The sequence below is a fragment of the Aminobacter sp. SR38 genome, assembly GCF_014843375.1.
GTDB classification, from domain to species: domain Bacteria; phylum Pseudomonadota; class Alphaproteobacteria; order Rhizobiales; family Rhizobiaceae; genus Aminobacter; species Aminobacter ciceronei.
This window is the reverse complement of sequence record NZ_CP062112.1, coordinates 48,889-65,212: the sequence shown is the minus strand read 5'-3', so window position 1 is coordinate 65,212 and position 16,324 is coordinate 48,889. Positions and strand designations below refer to the sequence as shown.

Annotated in this window: 16 protein-coding genes; 8 read left to right on the top strand and 8 right to left on the bottom strand. The window is 63.0% G+C overall.

Going from position 1 to position 16,324, the window contains the following annotated elements; all coding sequences use genetic code 11:
• Positions 1-174: 174 nt before the first annotated feature.
• Entirely contained in the window at positions 175-1,608 is a 1,434-nt protein-coding gene (locus IG197_RS00325; RefSeq protein ID WP_246765419.1) for a diguanylate cyclase, read from the bottom strand.
• Between IG197_RS00325 and parE the strand changes: the two genes are divergently transcribed.
• Positions 1,607-3,667, top strand: coding sequence for a DNA topoisomerase IV subunit B (parE, locus tag IG197_RS00320; protein ID WP_067961737.1), 2,061 nt, complete (start codon positions 1,607-1,609; stop codon positions 3,665-3,667). The genes IG197_RS00325 and parE overlap by 2 nt on opposite strands.
• Positions 3,668-3,698: 31 nt before the next feature.
• Here the strand turns inward: parE and IG197_RS00315 are convergent, their stop codons facing one another.
• Positions 3,699-4,820: a DUF2336 domain-containing protein gene (locus IG197_RS00315; RefSeq protein WP_192316277.1), complete on the bottom strand. Its 1,122-nt coding sequence runs from the start codon at positions 4,818-4,820 to the stop codon at positions 3,699-3,701.
• 146 nt (positions 4,821-4,966) lie between these two features.
• Here IG197_RS00315 and IG197_RS00310 point away from each other — a divergent pair, with 146 nt between their 5' ends.
• Positions 4,967-5,422 carry a MaoC family dehydratase gene (locus IG197_RS00310; RefSeq protein WP_192316275.1) on the top strand — a complete coding sequence of 152 codons (456 nt, stop codon included), beginning with the start codon at positions 4,967-4,969 and terminating at the stop codon, positions 5,420-5,422.
• Complete coding sequence (locus IG197_RS00305) at positions 5,422-6,303, top strand: CoA ester lyase (RefSeq protein ID WP_192316274.1); 882 nt, start codon at positions 5,422-5,424, stop codon at positions 6,301-6,303. Before IG197_RS00310 ends, IG197_RS00305 begins: the two co-directional genes overlap by 1 nt.
• 3 nt (positions 6,304-6,306) lie before the next feature.
• Here the strand turns inward: IG197_RS00305 and IG197_RS00300 are convergent, their stop codons facing one another.
• The gene (locus IG197_RS00300; protein ID WP_192316272.1) at positions 6,307-6,912 is read right to left on the bottom strand and encodes a flavin reductase family protein; all 606 of its coding nucleotides are present in this window, start codon (positions 6,910-6,912) and stop codon (positions 6,307-6,309) included.
• A 5-nt stretch (positions 6,913-6,917) separates the two neighbouring features.
• Complete coding sequence (locus IG197_RS00295; protein WP_067961729.1) at positions 6,918-7,502, bottom strand: nitroreductase; 585 nt, start codon at positions 7,500-7,502, stop codon at positions 6,918-6,920.
• Between the two features lie 139 nt (positions 7,503-7,641).
• Here IG197_RS00295 and IG197_RS00290 point away from each other — a divergent pair, with 139 nt between their 5' ends.
• Entirely contained in the window at positions 7,642-8,610 is a 969-nt protein-coding gene (locus IG197_RS00290; protein WP_067961726.1) for a hypothetical protein, read from the top strand.
• Positions 8,611-8,703: 93 nt separating this feature from the next.
• On the opposite strand, the gene thrS is transcribed toward IG197_RS00290, so the two are convergent.
• The 3 genes from thrS to yidD form a co-directional block, all read right to left on the bottom strand.
• Positions 8,704-10,680 (bottom strand): threonine--tRNA ligase, encoded by a 1,977-nt coding sequence (gene thrS / locus IG197_RS00285; RefSeq protein WP_192316270.1) that lies wholly within the window; start codon positions 10,678-10,680, stop codon positions 8,704-8,706.
• A gap of 132 nt (positions 10,681-10,812) precedes the next feature.
• Positions 10,813-11,679: a class D beta-lactamase gene (gene blaOXA, locus IG197_RS00280; protein WP_192316268.1), complete on the bottom strand. Its 867-nt coding sequence runs from the start codon at positions 11,677-11,679 to the stop codon at positions 10,813-10,815.
• 147 nt (positions 11,680-11,826) lie between these two features.
• Positions 11,827-12,189, bottom strand: coding sequence for a membrane protein insertion efficiency factor YidD (yidD, locus tag IG197_RS00275; protein WP_192316266.1), 363 nt, complete (start codon positions 12,187-12,189; stop codon positions 11,827-11,829).
• Between the two features lie 355 nt (positions 12,190-12,544).
• Between yidD and IG197_RS00270 the strand changes: the two genes are divergently transcribed.
• Positions 12,545-13,486, top strand: a complete 942-nt coding sequence (locus IG197_RS00270) for a LysR substrate-binding domain-containing protein (RefSeq protein ID WP_192316264.1) — start codon at positions 12,545-12,547, stop codon at positions 13,484-13,486.
• On the opposite strand, the gene IG197_RS00265 is transcribed toward IG197_RS00270, so the two are convergent.
• Positions 13,468-13,896, bottom strand: a complete 429-nt coding sequence (locus IG197_RS00265) for an iron-sulfur cluster assembly scaffold protein (RefSeq protein ID WP_067961718.1) — start codon at positions 13,894-13,896, stop codon at positions 13,468-13,470. The genes IG197_RS00270 and IG197_RS00265 overlap by 19 nt on opposite strands.
• A 235-nt stretch (positions 13,897-14,131) precedes the next feature.
• Here IG197_RS00265 and folE point away from each other — a divergent pair, with 235 nt between their 5' ends.
• The 3 genes from folE to IG197_RS00250 all read left to right on the top strand — a co-directional run bounded on the left by folE (position 14,132) and on the right by IG197_RS00250 (position 16,316).
• Positions 14,132-14,773: a GTP cyclohydrolase I FolE gene (gene folE / locus IG197_RS00260; protein ID WP_067961716.1), complete on the top strand. Its 642-nt coding sequence runs from the start codon at positions 14,132-14,134 to the stop codon at positions 14,771-14,773.
• A 37-nt stretch (positions 14,774-14,810) separates the two neighbouring features.
• Entirely contained in the window at positions 14,811-15,266 is a 456-nt protein-coding gene (hisI, locus tag IG197_RS00255; RefSeq protein ID WP_192316263.1) for a phosphoribosyl-AMP cyclohydrolase, read from the top strand.
• Positions 15,267-15,350: 84 nt separating this feature from the next.
• Entirely contained in the window at positions 15,351-16,316 is a 966-nt protein-coding gene (locus IG197_RS00250) for a patatin family protein (protein WP_154384154.1), read from the top strand.
• Positions 16,317-16,324: the final 8 nt, after the last annotated feature.

Here is a 16,324-nt window from a genome sequence, read left to right as displayed (position 1 = left end):
GATCCCAGAAGCATACCGAGGCAGTACATAAAGGGGCACGGCCGCTGGCGCCAGCACAATGGCCATCCCAATTCGCCACAATTGCATCGCCACCCCCCGTGCCAGCAACATGAAACCGAACCCCTGCCGGCAGATTCGGCAAAACGCGGGCTGCTTGTGACGGCAACTCACCGTTCAGGCGAACAGAAGCTGCGGCTCCCGATATCCGTCGCAGTCCGCGGGCCCAGCCGTGGCGACACGGTTGCGGCCCGCGCGCTTGGCCGCATAGAGCGCTACGTCGGCGCCCAGAAGCATCTGTTCCAGGCTCCTCGCTTCGTCGCTGCCGAAACAGACGCCGGCACTAACCGTGCTCCTGAGCGGGCCGAGTTTGGTTGCGACGACCTCCGCCCCAAAGGAGGCGCCGATCTTGCGCAGGACTTCATAGATCTCCAGCGTGCTCATTCCCGAAATGACGATGGCGAACTCCTCGCCGCCGAGCCGAAAGCCCTCGACGCCTTGCCGGGACTGCCGCCTCACAATGTCCGCGAAGCGTTGCAGGACACGGTCGCCCACCGCATGGCCGAAGACATCGTTTGTGCGCTTGAAGTGATCGAGATCGACCATGGCCAAGGCCATGCGTTGCCCGAAGCTTGTATTTGCATGCAGGGAGTTGAGCGCGCGCCGGTTCATCAGCCCGGTCAGCGGATCGGTCAACGTTTCCTCGGTCAACCGGCTTTGGGTGCGCAGATGGTGGAACGAAATGGTGAGCGCCCCAAGCGCGGTCATGCAGGCGACGACGACAACGGTGTTGACGTCCTCGGCCCAGTTCCTGGGTACGCTGTCGAGCACCCACTGCTTCTGCTGAATGATGACGAAGGCACAGAGCGCGAAGGAGATGGCGCTGCTGCCGGTGAGCAGCGAGACCGGGGCCAGCACGCGACGGTCGACCTCCGTGCTCGTCCAGAAGGCCGTTGCCGTCATGACCAGGATGCCGGTTACAGCCAAATAGGCGATGACGAAGCCGACGCCGTCAAACCCGGCGGCGGTGACCACGACTGTCAGGGCGATGATCGCGATAATTGGCAGGGTTGCCGGTTTCGACCAGCCCCGCTCGATATACTGGTCGGCGGAGGTGAAGACGACGAAGAAGCCGGCGACAAGCAGCGCCAACATGCCCTGCCCGAGCCATGAGGAGGCATGGCGACCATAAAGCCAAAAGGCGATGACATGGGTGACAAGAAGTAGTATTCCCACCGCCATCGTGAGAACGAAACGGGACTGACGCGCCGTCAGCCAGATCGCGACGAGTGTTCCGCTCAGACACGCACCCGACAGGGCCGTGGCGAGCAACAGGGAACCAAAGTCAAGCACGGGGGCGCGGCCTTCCTGATGTCCGAATGTTCGGGCAGCAGTTATTGGACATTCCGGGTCAGCCGCAACCTTACATTGCCGCGCCATCGTCAGCTGAGTGCTGCGACTTCGGTTAGCGTTTACGAAAGGTTGCGCCGGCCCTGCCAATTCGGGCATATCGAACGGGCGGGGGACGAACAGATCAGGAACTGTTGCCGGACCGGCAAAACTGGCAAACTCGACAAGTGATTCGCAGCGCGGAACAACCGTATTGAGCATGGACGACAACAGCGACCTTTTCGGCAATCTCGGCAACCAGCCTGCACGCCCCGTTTCCCGTCCGGTTGACCCGCTGGTCGCGGCGGCCGCGGCGGCGAAACGCCCTGCTCCGGCAAAGGACGCCAGCGACAGCTACAGTGCTGCCGATATCGAAGTTCTCGAAGGCCTGGAGCCCGTCCGCCGTCGCCCCGGTATGTATATCGGCGGCACCGACGAAAAGGCGCTGCACCATCTCTTTGCCGAAGTCATCGACAACTCGATGGACGAGGCAGTGGCTGGCCATGCGACCTTCATCGAGGTCGAGCTCGACGCCGAGGGGTTCCTCACCGTCACCGATAACGGTCGCGGCATCCCGGTCGATCCGCACCCCAAGTTCAAGAACAAGTCGGCGCTCGAGGTCATCATGACCACGCTGCATGCCGGTGGTAAGTTCGACTCCAAGGTTTATGAGACCTCGGGCGGCCTGCACGGTGTCGGCGTTTCGGTCGTCAACGCGCTCTCCGACCAGCTTGAAGTCGAGGTGGCGCGCAACCGCAAACTGTTCCGTCAGCGTTTTTCGCGCGGCGTCCCGCAGGGCGGGCTGGAAAGCCTTGGCGACGTCCAGAACAGGCGCGGCACCAAGGTGCGCTTCCACCCCGACCCGGACATCTTCGGCAAGGGCGCGCATTTCGAACCGGCACGCATCTACAAGATGGCGCGCTCCAAGGCCTATCTGTTCGGCGGCGTCGAAATCCGCTGGAGCTGCGATCCCACGCTGATCAAGGAAAAGGACGAGACGCCTGCCAAGGCCGTGTTCCACTTCCCCGGCGGTCTCGGCGACTATCTCAAGGCCTCGCTCGGCAGTGAGATGCAGGTCACCCGTGAAATCTTCTCGGGCAAGAGCGAGAAGCAGAGCGGCCACGGCTCGGTCGAATGGGCCGTCACCTGGTTCGGCGGCGACGGCTTCATCAATTCCTACTGCAACACCATCCCGACCGGCGATGGCGGCACCCACGAAATGGGCTTCCGCAACATTCTGACACGCGGCCTGCGTGCTTATGCCGACCTTGTCGGCAACAAGCGGGCCTCGATCGTCACCAGCGAAGACGTGATGATCTCGGCCGCCGGCATGCTGTCGGTGTTCATCCGCGAACCGGAGTTCGTCGGCCAGACCAAGGACAAGCTGGCGACCGTCGAGGCGATGCGCATCGTCGAGACGGCGATCCGCGACCCGTTCGACCACTGGCTCGCCGACAATCCGCAGGAAGCGTCGAAATTGCTCGACTGGGTGATTGCGCGCGCCGACGAACGCGTGCGCCGCCGCCAGGAAAAGGAAGTGTCGCGCAAGAGCGCTGTGCGCAAGCTGCGCCTGCCCGGCAAGCTGGCCGACTGCACGCAGAATGCGGCTGCAGGTGCCGAACTGTTCATCGTCGAGGGCGACTCGGCAGGCGGCTCGGCCAAGCAGGCACGCGACCGCTCGATGCAGGCGATCCTGCCGCTGCGCGGCAAGATCCTCAACGTCGCCAGCGCCGGCAATGACAAGCTGGCGTCGAACCAGCTGATCGGCGACCTTATTCAGGCTTTGGGCTGCGGCACGCGCTCGAAATACCGCGAAGAGGACCTGCGCTACGACCGCGTCATCATCATGACCGACGCCGACGTCGACGGCGCGCACATCGCCTCGCTTTTGATCACCTTCTTCTACCAGGAGATGCCAGAGCTCGTCCGTGGTGGACACCTCTACATGGCGGTGCCGCCACTCTACTCGATCCGCCAGGGTGGCAAGGTCGCCTATGCCCGCGACGACGCCCACAAGGAGGAGTTGCTGAAGACCGAGTTCACCGGGCGCGGCAAGATCGAGATCGGTCGATTCAAGGGCCTCGGCGAGATGATGGCCTCGCAGCTCAAGGAAACGACGATGGACCCGAAGAAGCGCACGCTGCTGCGTGTCGAGGTCAATGAGAGCGAAGACGACACCAAGAGCGCCGTCGACGCGCTGATGGGCACCAAGCCGGAGCTGCGTTTCCGCTTTATCCAGGAACGCGCCGAGTTCGCCGCAGCGGACGCGCTGGATATCTGATCCGGATTTGAATGAAGAAAGCGGCCCGCCGTCAGGCGGCCGCTATCGCCAGAGCGTGGCCGCGGGCGTTTTCACGCAGGGCTTCGAGGTGGATCGACTTCACCAAAGAGGCCAATTCGCCTTCGGCTGCCTGGCCACCCAGTTCCTTGAGCATCAGCCAGCTGACTTCCTGGGCACCGGCGACACGACGGCCATTGGCAACTTCGCGCCAGATCTTCAGCGCCCGCAGGATGATCGCGTGTGTCGCATCGGCGAGGCCGGCGGAGCGCAACAGCGCGGTCAGCGCGACGTCTTGCCCAGCAGAAAGCAGCGCCCTCACCCGTGGTTCGTCGCGACCGGTCAGGACGACAAGGGCAGCGCCGAAGAAATCGACCTTGCCATGGGCAAGGATGCGGATGATGAAGCTTGCGGTCAGGTCGCCGCGCAACCTGAGATGTTCGACAAGCGCCATATGTTCGTTGGCGCGGGTGCCCTCGATCAACGTCAGCGACGACTTGATGCAGGCATCGCGCGTCACCTTTTCGGCACGCGCGGCACCCATCAATGCCATGACGAAGGGCGAAGCCTTCAGGGCCTCGCCGAGCTTGACCAGCAGCAGGTGCCGGCAATCGGACGGCAGGCGCGTATCGGCGACAAGTGCCTCGCGCACGTTCGCATCATGGCCAAAACGCTCAGCCATACGACGGAAGCTCAGCGAGGCGATGTCGGCGCCATAATTCTGAAGCAGCACGACACAGGCTTCAGCTTCGCCGACTTCGGCGATCGCGGCAGACAGCGACATCGAGACGACCGGCCGGTCGGCAACAAGTTTCTGGATGGCGCTCGAGCCCGATGCGACGCGGTCGATGAGATCGGCGTCGGTCAGCAAGGGAGAACGCGCCAGCACCATCGCCGCAACGTCGGGCTGGTCGGCGGCAAGGGCTGCGATGATCTGGAGCGGTGCGTGGACGCTCATCGAAAGCGCCTCGGCCAGCGCCTGGCGCACTTTCGAAGACGGGTCGTCGAGCAGCAGCGTGAGCGCCGCTTCAGCTGCGCAGCGATCCTCGAACGGCATCTCGCGATTGACATAGGCGCTCGCCAGCGCGGCCGCCGCGGCGGCCCGTTCGCCCACCTTGGCTGTGTCCATCCATTTCAGAAAATGCGAAACGACCATCCGCTCTTCTTCGCCCCTGGCAGCAGCGCCCAAACCCAAGAACGACCCTAGAAAGAAAAGGTTTACGAACGGTTCACCATATCCGTTAACCCTTGCCGGGCAGCGAGGCAGCGCCTATCAAATCCGCACAACAGGAGGAGTTGCCGATGGCTGGACTGTATCTTGAGGAATTCGTCGTCGGCCAGGTGATCCAGCATCAGCTCACCAAGACCGTCACCGAGAGCGACAACATGTTTTTCTCGACGATGACGCTCAACCCGCAACCGCTGCACATCGACTTCGATTTCGCCGCAAAGAGCGAATGGGGCAAGCCACTGGTCAATTCGCTGTTCACGCTCGGCCTGATGATCGGCATTTCGGTGCACGAGACGACGCTCGGAACCACCATCGGCAATCTCGGCATGACCGAGACCACCTTCCCGCATCCGGTCTTTCATGGCGACACGATTCGTGTCGAGACGGAGGTGCTTTCGGTGCGCGAATCGAAATCGAAAACCGATCGCGGCATCGTCGAGTTCCTGCATTGCGCCTATAATCAGAACGGCGCGCTCGTTGCCAAATGCCAGCGCCAGGCGATGATGATGAAGAAGAAGGCGACCTGATGCGCTCGCTGCTGTTCGTTCCAGGCGATTCCGAAAAGAAGCTCGAACGCGGTTTTTCGTCCGGCGCCGACGTCGTCATCGTCGATCTCGAGGATTCGGTCTCACCTGACAACAAGGCGCATGCGCGCGGCGTCGCCGCCGACTTCATCGCCAGCAAGCGCAACGACACCCGCGCGTCGATCTATGTGCGCGTCAATGACCTTTCGACCGGGCTCACCGACGACGACCTCAGGGCGATCGTGCCGATCGCGCCAGACGGCATCATGCTGCCCAAGTCGAATTCCGGCGCCGACGTCCAGCATCTCTCTACCAAGCTGCGTGTGCATGAGGCGGAAAACGGCCTGCCGGACGGCGCCATCCGCATCATCCCGATCATCACGGAAACCCCGGCCGGCGTGCTGGCGACCGGCAGCTATGCCGGCGCAAGTGCCCGGCTTGCCGGGCTGACATGGGGGGCGGAAGACCTTTCGGCGGCCATCGGCGCACGCGTCGCACGCGACAGTGACGGCCGCTACACCGACGTGTTCCGCCTGGCGCGGGCCATGACGGTGCTGGGTGCAGCGGCAGCCGACGTTGCCGCTGTGGACACCGTCTTCGTCAACTTCCGGGATGGCGAGGGCCTGCGCGCCGAGTGCATCGAAGCCGAACGTGACGGCTTCACCGCCAAGATGGCGATCCATCCGGACCAGGTCGCCATCATCAACGAGGCGTTCACACCGACCACTGATGCGGTGGCACACGCGGCCTCCATCGTCACCGCCTTCGAGGAGGCAGGCAATCCGGGCGTGGTCGGCATCAACGGCAAGATGTATGACCGGCCGCATCTGAGGCTCGCCCAGCGCCTGCTGGCCCGGGCGCGTGCTGCCGGCGTCGCCGGCTGAGGTTCAGTCCTCCCAGCGCGGCCGCCGCATCGAGAAGATGGCATCGATGGTCGAATAATCCATGTAGCCGAGGCGCGAGACGTTGCCGGCCTTGACGACGTCGAACAACCCATCGGCCAGATAGGCCTCGTCGATGTGGATGCCGACGACCTCGCCGATGACGACGATGGCGCCGGTCTCCTGCCCGCTCAGACCTCTGGGGCGGAAGATCTCGGTGACCTTGCATTCCAGCGCAGCGGGTGCCTCGGCGACGCGTGGCGGGGCCACCAGCCGCGAAGGCACCGGCGTCAGCCCGGCATAAGCGAACTCGCTGACACCGCGCGGCGCATTGACCGAACTCTTGTTCATCTTCTCGGCCAGGTCGCGCCCGACGAGATTGGCAACGAACTCCCTGGTTTCGCTGGCGAAGGTGGCGCTGTCCTTCTGACCCTCGGAGGAAAACCACACCAGCGGCGGCTTGCCGGACAGCGCGTTGAAGAACGAATAGGGCGCGAGATTGACCGCACCATCCTTGCCGACGGACGAGATCCAGCCGATCGGCCGCGGCGACACCAGCGACTTGAATGGGTCATGCGGTAGTCCGTGGCCTTTCGACGGCTCGTAGAACACCTGTGCTAGCCCTCCCAAGGCCCGGCATAGTCAGCATAGAGCTTTGCCACGTCTGGACGCTGGCGCTCCTGTCCGGCGCCATCATAGGAGCCGATATGGACGAAGCCGACAACACGTTCATGCGGCGCAAGGCCAAGCAGTGCGCGGCCCTCTTCGCAATCCGAGTACCAGTTGGTGATCATGTTGGTGCCGTAACCGAGCGCATTGGCTGCGGTAATCAGGTTCATCGCCGCCATGCCGCCCGACAGGAACATTTCCCATTCGGGGATCTTGGGGTGGTCCTTGGGGCTGGACACCACGCCGATGACCAGCGGCGCGCGCGAGAATCGGGCAAGCTCCTGGTTGCGTCGGCCTTCCGGCAGCGGTCCTTCCCGGCGTTCAGCCAAGTCAGCCAGCTTCTGGCCGATCTCGACACGCACGTCGCCGCGATAGAGGATGAAGCGCCAGGGCTCCAGCCGGCCGTGATCAGGCACGCGGCTTGCCGCCGCCAGAATGGTGGCGATCTCGGCGTCGGACGGTGCCGGCGCCCGGAGTTCGGGGATCGGCGCGGAGTTGCGGGTCAGCAGGAAGTCGATAATCGGCGATGTCACGGCGCGGGCACTCCTTGGATGTTGGGCTGAAGCGCCTGTCCGTAAATGGTGGCTGCTCTGGCATCGGCGCAGTGCGGTTGAGAATCCATCGCGCCGGAATAGCCTTGAAATTGCCACCGCCTTGCGCTTCAAACAAGGGATGCTGAGGGGATCCTTCCGACTTTTCGCGCCGATTCTGGCTGTCGCGCTGTTCGCCGTGCAGCCTGCGGCCGTTTTCGCGCAGGACGGTGCCGCGGCAATCGACGGGTTGAGCCTTCCCGGCATTTCCAGTTTTGCCTCGCCGCGCGGCGACGAACCGCTGGCGACGGGCGCCCTTGGCGAGATCACGCTGACCGCGCAGCTGACCGACAAGGGCAGCGACATCGGCCGCGGCCTGGTCTGGCGCGTCTTCCGCCCCGAGGCCGGACCCGACGGCAAGCTTCCGCTGGTCGCCTCGGCCCAGGGCGGCACCAGCATGTTCCAGTTGCCGCCCGGCAGTTACCTCGTCCATGCCTCCTATGGTCGCGCCGGTGCCACCAAGCGCATCACCGTCGGTAAGCAGGGCAAGCGTGAGAGCCTGGTGCTCGACGCCGGTGGCCTGAAGCTCGACGCCGTGCTTTCCGGCGGCGTCCGCATCCCGCCGGCCAAGCTCAAATTCTCGATCTTCGAAGGCGATTCCACCAGCGATGGCGAACGCGCGCTGATTATCCCCAATGTCGCACCCAATTCGGTGGTCCGGCTCAATTCCGGCACCTATCACGTCGTCTCGACCTATGGCAGCGTCAACGCCGTCATCCGCTCCGACATCCGCGTCGAAGCCGGCAAGCTGACTGAAGCGACCGTCGAGCACCGCGCCGCCGACGTCACCTTCAAGTTGGTGCGCGAAGCCGGCGGCGAAGCCATCGCCGACACGTCCTGGTCGGTGCTGACGGAGTCAGGCGACCCGCTGCGCGAGGCCGTCGGCGCCTTCGCCTCGATGGTGTTGTCGGAAGGTGACTACACCATCATCGCCAAGAACCGCGACCGCATCTACCAGCGCGACTTCACCGTCGTTGCCGGCCGCAACCAGGACGTCGAAGTCGTCGCCTCGGAAGACGCCGCGATCGACCCCAACGAAGGCGCGGACTAGGCTTCAGCAAGTCGTCTGACTTCCGGACCTCTGAGCCGAAAAGGACGGCATCGAGCCGCCCTTCTTGTTTGTCTCAGGCTGTAAAGCCTTGTCTCAGGCGGTAAGGGCGCGACGCCTGTCCGGCGTCATCGCTTCGTCAACGAGGGCTGCGATCGCCTCGTCGAGACCCATAGACACCTGGTCGCGCGAACCGAGACGGCGAACATTGACGGTCGCTTCTTCCGCCTCGCGCTTGCCACAGACGAGAATGACCGGAACCTTGGCCAGCGAGTGCTCGCGAACCTTGTAGTTGATCTTCTCATTGCGCAGGTCGACTTCGGCCGACAGGCCGGCGGCCTTGAGCTTGGCAGCGACCGAACGCGCATAGTCATCAGCGTCCGAGGTGATCGTCGTCACCACCACCTGCTGCGGCGCGAACCACAGCGGGAAATGGCCCGAATAGTTCTCGATCAGGATGCCGAGGAAACGTTCCATCGAACCACAGATGGCGCGGTGGACCATGACCGGCTGCTTCTTCTCGGAATCCGAGCCGATGTAGAAGGCGCCGAAGCGTTCGGGCAGGTTGAAATCGACCTGGGTCGTTCCGCACTGCCATTCGCGGCCGATCGCATCACGCAGGACGTATTCGAACTTGGGGCCGTAGAAGGCACCCTCGCCCGGATTGATCGACGTCTTGATGCGGTTGCCGGACTGCGCCTCGATGGTCTTGAGCACATTGCCCATGATCTCTTCGGCGTGATCCCATGCCTCGTCGGAGCCGACGCGTTTGTCGGGCCTTGTCGACAGCTTCACCGAAATCTCGTTGAAACCGAAGTCGGCATAGGTCGACAGGATCAGGTCGTTGATGCGCAGGCACTCAGCGGCGAGTTGTTCTTCGGTGCAGAAGATATGCGCATCGTCCTGGGTGAAGCCGCGCACGCGCATCAGTCCGTGCAGCGCGCCCGACGGCTCGTAGCGGTGGACGTTGCCGAACTCGGCGAGCTTCACCGGCAGGTCGCGATACGACTTCAAGCCGTGCTTGAAGATCTGCACGTGGCCCGGGCAGTTCATCGGCTTCAGCGCAAAGACGCGGTCGTCGTCGGTGTCGTCACCAGCAACCGTCACCTTGAACATCGCGTCGCGATACCAGCCCCAGTGGCCCGAGGTCTCCCACAGGCTCTTGTCGAGCACCTGGGGCGCGTTGACTTCCTGGTAGCCCTGCTGGTCGAGGCGGCGGCGCATGTAGCTGACCAGGTTCTGGAACATCTTCCAGCCCTTGGCATGCCAGAACACGACACCCGGACCTTCCTCCTGGAAGTGGAACAGATCCATCTCGCGGCCGAGGCGGCGGTGGTCGCGTTTCTCTGCCTCTTCCAGCATGTGCAGATACTGGTCGAGCTGGGCCTGGTCAGCCCAAGCCGTGCCATAGATGCGCGTCAGCATCGGGTTGTTGCTGTCACCACGCCAATAGGCACCGGCGACCTTCATCAGCTTGAAGGCACTGCCGATCTGGCCGGTCGAGGCCATGTGCGGACCACGGCACAGGTCGAACCACTCGCCCTGGGCGTAGATGTTGAGGTTCTGGTCCTCGGGGATCGCGTCTATCAGCTCGAGCTTGTAGGCCTCGCCCTTGTCGCGGAACACCTGCTTGGCCTTGTCGCGGGACCAGACCTGCTTGGTGAACGGCTTGTTGCGGCCGATGATCTCGCGCATCTTCTTTTCGATCGCCGGGAAATCCTCGGGCGTGAAAGGCTGGTTGCGGGCGAAATCATAATAGAAGCCGTTGTCGATGACAGGGCCGATGGTGACCTGGGTTCCGGGCCACAGTTCCTGCACGGCTTCCGCCAGCACATGCGCGGTGTCGTGGCGGATCAGCTCGAGCGCGCGCGGGTCGTCGCGGGTGACGATCTCGACCTTGCCGGACTTGCCGAGCGGGTCGGAGAGATCGCGCACGGTGCCGTCAACGGCGTAAGCCACGGCCTTCTTGGCCAGCGACTTCGAGATCGACTCGGCCAGTGCAGCACCAGTCATTGCCGCGTCGTAGTCGCGGACGGAACCATCGGGGAATGTAAGGGAAACGGAATTCGACAAGGCTCTTCTCCTATCCAGTCCCGCAAACGAGCGCGGGTGGTAAAAAACCGGATGCGTCCGGCAGCGAGGGGTCTTTTAGGGGGAGTTTTCTGGCTCGTAAAGCCAAACAGCGGCGCTTCGAGCGCCGCTGCGTCATTTCGGAGGAGCCTGAAACTGGTTGGCCGACTTCATCAACCCTGGCAGGTTCGTGAGGAAGTCGGCGCGCACCTTTGGTCCCATGAGTACCGGGCTCTTGCCTTCGTTGACGAACAGCCTGGCAAAGACGACCTTCCGGCCATCCTTTTCGGCCCAACCGACGAACCAGCCAAACGGCCTGGTGCGATTTTGGGCGCCTGCCTTGTTGGTCAGCCAGCCGGTGCCGGTCTTGCCCTGGACCTTCCAGTCGCCGGCGTCGAAGGCAGGCAGTATCTGGCCGGTCATGTCGTATGCCTTGGCCGAGACCGAAAGCTTACGATCGAGAATACGCCTGATGAATGCCGCCTGCTCATCTGGCGAAATCTGCAGCGACGAGCTCAGCCACGAGTGGGTCAGGCCATCCTTCTTGCCCGGATCGCCCGTGATGTCGCCATTGCCATAGTTGAAGCTCTGGACATAGCCGGCAAAGCGCTCGTTGCCGAGCTTGCGGGTGATCTGCTGCGAGTACCAGACGACGGAATCCTTTTCCCAGATCGTCGGATCGACAGGCCTGTGATCGCGTTTGATGGCATTGAACTCGGGCTTGTAGTCCCAGCGCGGCGTATGCGCGTCGGTGAGGATGCCAGCATCGTAGCCCATAAGCGCCAGCGGCACCTTGAACGTCGATGCCGCGCTCACGCGCCGGTCACAGGTACCGTCGCGGCGCAAGGTGGCGCCGCTTTGGGCATCGACGATCAGCGTGCATTCGAACACCGGCTTGAGCGCCGGATCATTGGCGGCCGCCTGCGCCGCGGCAATAGGCACTGCAAGCAGAGAAAAGAAAGCGAAGATCGAAGATCGACGAAACGAAGCAAGCACTGTCATGACATCCTCTGTCGGTTGGCGCCAAAGGACTATGGACGGCAATTGTCTCGAATATGGCTCAACGTGGACGGAACTGTCTTAGCCTGATCAAACGGTAAACCGGAAAATATCGGCGTTAACTGATATGCGGCGCGCGCTGCATCCACTTCAATGCCCCGATGGACGTCGACCAATCAGCCAATAGCGCCACGGCAGGTACCAGGCATAGGGCGCGGCAAGGCTCTCCGGCACCCGGTCGATGCCATGGGTGCCCCAGGGGCCGCAACGCAGGACGCGAGACAGGCCCATCCAGCCGCCGGCCCACAAGCCGTGGCGCGCAATCGCCTCATGCGCATATTCCGAACAGGTCGGCAGATGCCGGCATGAGTTGCCGATAAAGCCCGAGAGCGTCAGCTGGTAAAGCCGGACCAACGAGGTGCCGAGCACCCGGCCGGGCGTCTTGCGCCACGGCCCGGCCCAGTTGCGGCCGCGCGCGGCGGTGCCGCGTGATTGGTCATGTCCGTGGTCCATCGTCTCCGCCGGATCGGAATCTATTCGCTATAGATGTCCATTCCGCCATGCAGACGCAATGTTCGGCATCTACCACCTCGCCGCTGCGGCGCCGTGTCACGCATTCCAGCCAAGCTTCGCCCCGCGGTGGGGGCACCGCCGTTGCGGAGCGTCGAGTTGAAGCCGGTCGGCGTCGCAGCACTTCGTTCTTTGGATGGCATGGTCGCACTGAAAGGTCGCGATGCGGAACATCTCTGCGTAGGCGTTGAAGAGCGTTGGCATGGTTCTTCCTCCTTGTGTCGGAGGATTAGACGGCCTCTAGCCGTGCTCTTCAAACGAGTATAACGTCCAGCTTGGATAACTTGAGATTATGCGAATGAACCGCGGGCGGCTTCCGCTGACGGCATTGAGAAGTTTCGAGGCAGCCGGGCGGCACCTGAGTTTCAGCCGTGCAGCCGACGAGCTGTTTGTCACCCAGGCGGCCATCAGCCGCCAGATCCGCGAGCTGGAGAGTTTCCTGCGCCAGCCGCTGTTTGTGCGCTATCACCGTCGTGTCGAACTGACCGAGCCGGGCCAGAAATTGCTGCAGCAGCTGGTCAAGAGCTTCGACGACATCGACCGCCGGCTTTCTGAACTGGCGACACGGCCTTCCCTTTCAGTGGTCAGCGTCAGTGCCGAGCCGGCGCTGGCTGCCAGCTGGCTCCTGCCGCGCCTCAACAAGTTTCGCGAGATGCGCCCCGACATCGAGATCGCGCTCGATGTCGACCCGCGCCTGATCGATTTCCGCAACGACCAGGCCGAGCTCGCCTTGCGCTTCAGCGCGCACAACAGCTCGTGGCCGCGCAGCGAGTCGGAACTTTTGGGGATGGTCGTCGATTCGCCAATCCTGTCGCCGGCGCTGCTGGCGTCCGGCCCGCCACTGGACTCCCCTGCCGACCTGCGCCGCTACACGCTGTTGCATGAGGAAAACCGCCAGGGCTGGGCACGCTGGTTCGAGGCGGCGGGTGCCGACGAGGCATCCGTCCCGGAGCGCGGGCCGTTGCTGGCCGACGCGGCACTGTCGAAACAGGCGGCGATGCTCGGCCACGGTGTCGCCCTTGGCGACCTTTTGCTGGTCTACGAGGAGCTTCAGGCAGGAACGCTGCTCAAGCCGTTCGAGACCAACGTCGTCTGCGGCGGCTACTGGCTGGTGGCGAAGAACCTGGCCAAGCTGTCCGAGCCGGCACAGTGCTTCGCCGAGTGGATCAAGACCGAATTCGCCGAAAGCCTCGAGATTCTCGACAACTGCCTGGCGTCAGCCTACCTGCGCTCGATCTGACCGATGGCGTCGACCACGGCGTCGAAGGTCAGCATCGTCGAGGCGTGCCGCGCCTTATAGTCGCGCACCGGCTCGAGATATTTCAGGTCGCCGAATCTGCCCTCCGGCGGCGTACCGCCTTCCTTGAGCATGCGCAGCATCGTGTCGCGCACGGCGCGCAATTCATCGGCGCTGGCGCCGACGACATGCTCGGCCATGATCGATGACGACGCCTGGCCCAGCGCGCAGGCTTTCACCTCATGGGCGAAGTCGGTAACGATACCGTCCTTCATCGCCAGATCGATCGTGACCGTCGACCCGCACAGCTTGGAATGTGCTGTTGCCGTCGCGTCGGGGTGATCGAGCCGGCCGAGCCGGCCGATATTGCCGGCGAAACCGAGAATTTTCGTGTTATAGATGTCGTCGATCAACTTTTTTCACTCTGAGTGCGTGTCATGAACAACTCTTGTCGCTGACGCATCTTCCAATCGTCGTCTTCACCCATATATAATGGTGGCGCTCGCCTCCCGACAAGGAGCTGAAAAGGCATCGGGATTTGAGCAAGATAAGCAGCTTTGGGTACGGCACTCGTTCCGGTGGTCCCTAAAGTGGCTGTGTCCGTTCAACTCGTCCCTGCTCTGACAGGGACTACTGGAGACGCCTGATATGGATGCCGTAGCGAAGAAGCTGATGCCGCAATCAGCCTATATGGACAAGCCTGCAACCGACCGCCCGACCGAGGCGGAGGTCGAAGCCGCTGTGAAGGTGCTCCTGCGCTGGACCGGCGACGATCCACAGCGCGAAGGCCTGATCGACACACCCAAGCGCGTGACCAAGGCTTTCCGTGAAATGTTCAATGGCTACGACATGTGCCCGGCCGACGAGCTTGGCCGCACATTCGAGGAAGTCGCCGGCTACGACGACCTGGTCATCGTTCGTGACATCAAGTTCCATTCGCATTGCGAGCACCATATGGTGCCGATCATCGGCAAGGCTCATGTCGGCTATCTGCCGGATGGCAAGGTCGTCGGTCTCTCCAAGATCGCCCGCGTCGTCGATATCTTCGCCCACCGCCTGCAGACGCAGGAAGCGATGACGGCGCAGATTGCCGGTGTCATCCAGGACGTGCTAAATCCGCGCGGCGTCGCCGTGATGATCGAGGCCGAGCATATGTGCATGGCCATGCGCGGCATCCGCAAGCAGGGTTCGACGACCCTGACCTCCACATTCACCGGCGTTTTCCGGGATACCCCCGAAGAACAGGTCCGGTTCGTGACCATGGTACGAGCCGGCGGCGGCGGGATCTGATCCCGCTTCGCCGGAGCCCCGACTTAGGACCCCGGCGATGACCTTGCAGTTTCCCGAAGCTTCCAACGACAAGCGCGCCCTCGAAGAGGGCGAGCTGTTCTCGCCACGTTTCGACGTCAACGGTCTGGTCACCGCCGTGGTGACCGACGCCGCCGACGGCATGCTCTTGATGGTCGCGCACATGAATGCCGAAGCGCTGGCTCTGACGATCGAGACCGGCATCGCCCACTATTGGTCGCGCTCGCGCAACGCGCTTTGGAAGAAGGGCGAAACCTCGGGCAATTTCCAGCACGTCCAGGAGATTCGCACCGACTGCGACCAGGACGCGGTGTGGCTCAAGGTAAAAGTGAGCGGCCACGACGCAACCTGTCACACCGGCCGGCGTTCTTGTTTCTATCGGACGGTGGGACGACAAGGCAGTGTCGCGACGCTCAGCGCGGACGGCAGCGATCCGCTGTTCGATGTCGACGAGACCTACCGCAAGAAAACGTGAACCGCCTACCTGTTCCAGAACACAGAGATTCACGATTTTAATACGGGTCGGGAGTAGTCTGTATTTGGGAACAAGGAGTGTGCGATGCTCGAATGGGCGTCATTCTATGCGCGCCAGAACGTCCGGGAAGCCAATGGCTTTTCTTCCGGCACAAGTTCGAACGTTCCCGAAACAGCAAGACAGAACGGCATTTCACTGGCGCTCGGCGGCGGTGCTGCACGCGGCTGGGCCCATATCGGCGTGCTGCGCGCGCTTGATGAAGCCGGCATCCGCATCAACATGATCGCCGGCACTTCGATCGGTGCCCTCGTCGGCGGCTGCTATCTCGCCGGAAAGCTCGATCAGCTCGAGGAATTCGCCCGTAGCCTGACCAAGCGCCGTATCTTCGGCCTGTTCGACTTCAAGCTCGGCGGCAGCGGACTGTTCGGCGGCATGAAGCTCGATTCTCGCATGCAGCAGCACATGGGCAGCATCACCTTCGAGGATCTGCCGAAACCCTTCGTCTGCGTTGCGACCGAAATCCGCACCGGCCACGAGATCTGGCTGTCGAGCGGTTCGCTGATCAAGGCGATGCGGGCGTCCTACGCCCTGCCCGGCGTGTTCGAGCCGGTCACCTGCAACGGCCGCGTGCTGGTCGACGGCGCGCTCGTCAATCCGGTGCCGGTTTCGGTCTGCCGCGCCAACGAGCAGCCCTTGGTCGTTGCGGTCAACCTGCACTACGACCTGTTCGGCCGCGCGGCAGTGATCAAGCATAGCGCTGGCGAACTGGTGGTCGAGCGTCCGGCTGCACCGGGAGAGAACTCCGCTCAAAGCGAGCGCGAGGCACGACTCGGCATCACCGGTGTCATGGTCGAAGCGTTCAACATCATCCAGGATCGCATTTCCCGCGCGCGGCTGGCCGGCGATCCGCCAGATCTGTCGATCCAGCCCAAGCTCGGCCTGATCGGCCTGTCCGAATTCCACCGCGCCGACGAGGCCATCCGGCTCGGCTACGAGGCGACAAAGGCGCAGATGGAAGAGATCCTGAGGCTTCAGGCGGTTCTCGGCTAAGACCAATT

Excerpts from the sequence above, each read along its gene's own strand:
- IG197_RS00250 (WP_154384154.1), top strand. The coding sequence starts at position 15,351 with ATGCTCGAATGGGCGTCATTCTATGCGCGCCAGAACGTCCGGGAAGCC.
- hisI (WP_192316263.1), top strand. The coding sequence starts at position 14,811 with ATGACCTTGCAGTTTCCCGAAGCTTCCAACGACAAGCGCGCCCTCGAA.
- yidD (WP_192316266.1), bottom strand. The coding sequence starts at position 12,189 with ATGGACCACGGACATGACCAATCACGCGGCACCGCCGCGCGCGGCCGC.
- IG197_RS00310 (WP_192316275.1), top strand. The coding sequence starts at position 4,967 with ATGGCTGGACTGTATCTTGAGGAATTCGTCGTCGGCCAGGTGATCCAG.
- IG197_RS00315 (WP_192316277.1), bottom strand. The coding sequence starts at position 4,820 with ATGGTCGTTTCGCATTTTCTGAAATGGATGGACACAGCCAAGGTGGGC.
- IG197_RS00305 (WP_192316274.1), top strand. The coding sequence starts at position 5,422 with ATGCGCTCGCTGCTGTTCGTTCCAGGCGATTCCGAAAAGAAGCTCGAA.
- folE (WP_067961716.1), top strand. The coding sequence starts at position 14,132 with ATGGATGCCGTAGCGAAGAAGCTGATGCCGCAATCAGCCTATATGGAC.
- IG197_RS00290 (WP_067961726.1), top strand. The coding sequence starts at position 7,642 with ATGCTGAGGGGATCCTTCCGACTTTTCGCGCCGATTCTGGCTGTCGCG.
- parE (WP_067961737.1), top strand. The coding sequence starts at position 1,607 with ATGGACGACAACAGCGACCTTTTCGGCAATCTCGGCAACCAGCCTGCA.
- IG197_RS00325 (WP_246765419.1), bottom strand. The coding sequence starts at position 1,608 with ATGCTCAATACGGTTGTTCCGCGCTGCGAATCACTTGTCGAGTTTGCC.
- blaOXA (WP_192316268.1), bottom strand. The coding sequence starts at position 11,679 with ATGACAGTGCTTGCTTCGTTTCGTCGATCTTCGATCTTCGCTTTCTTT.
- IG197_RS00270 (WP_192316264.1), top strand. The coding sequence starts at position 12,545 with ATGAACCGCGGGCGGCTTCCGCTGACGGCATTGAGAAGTTTCGAGGCA.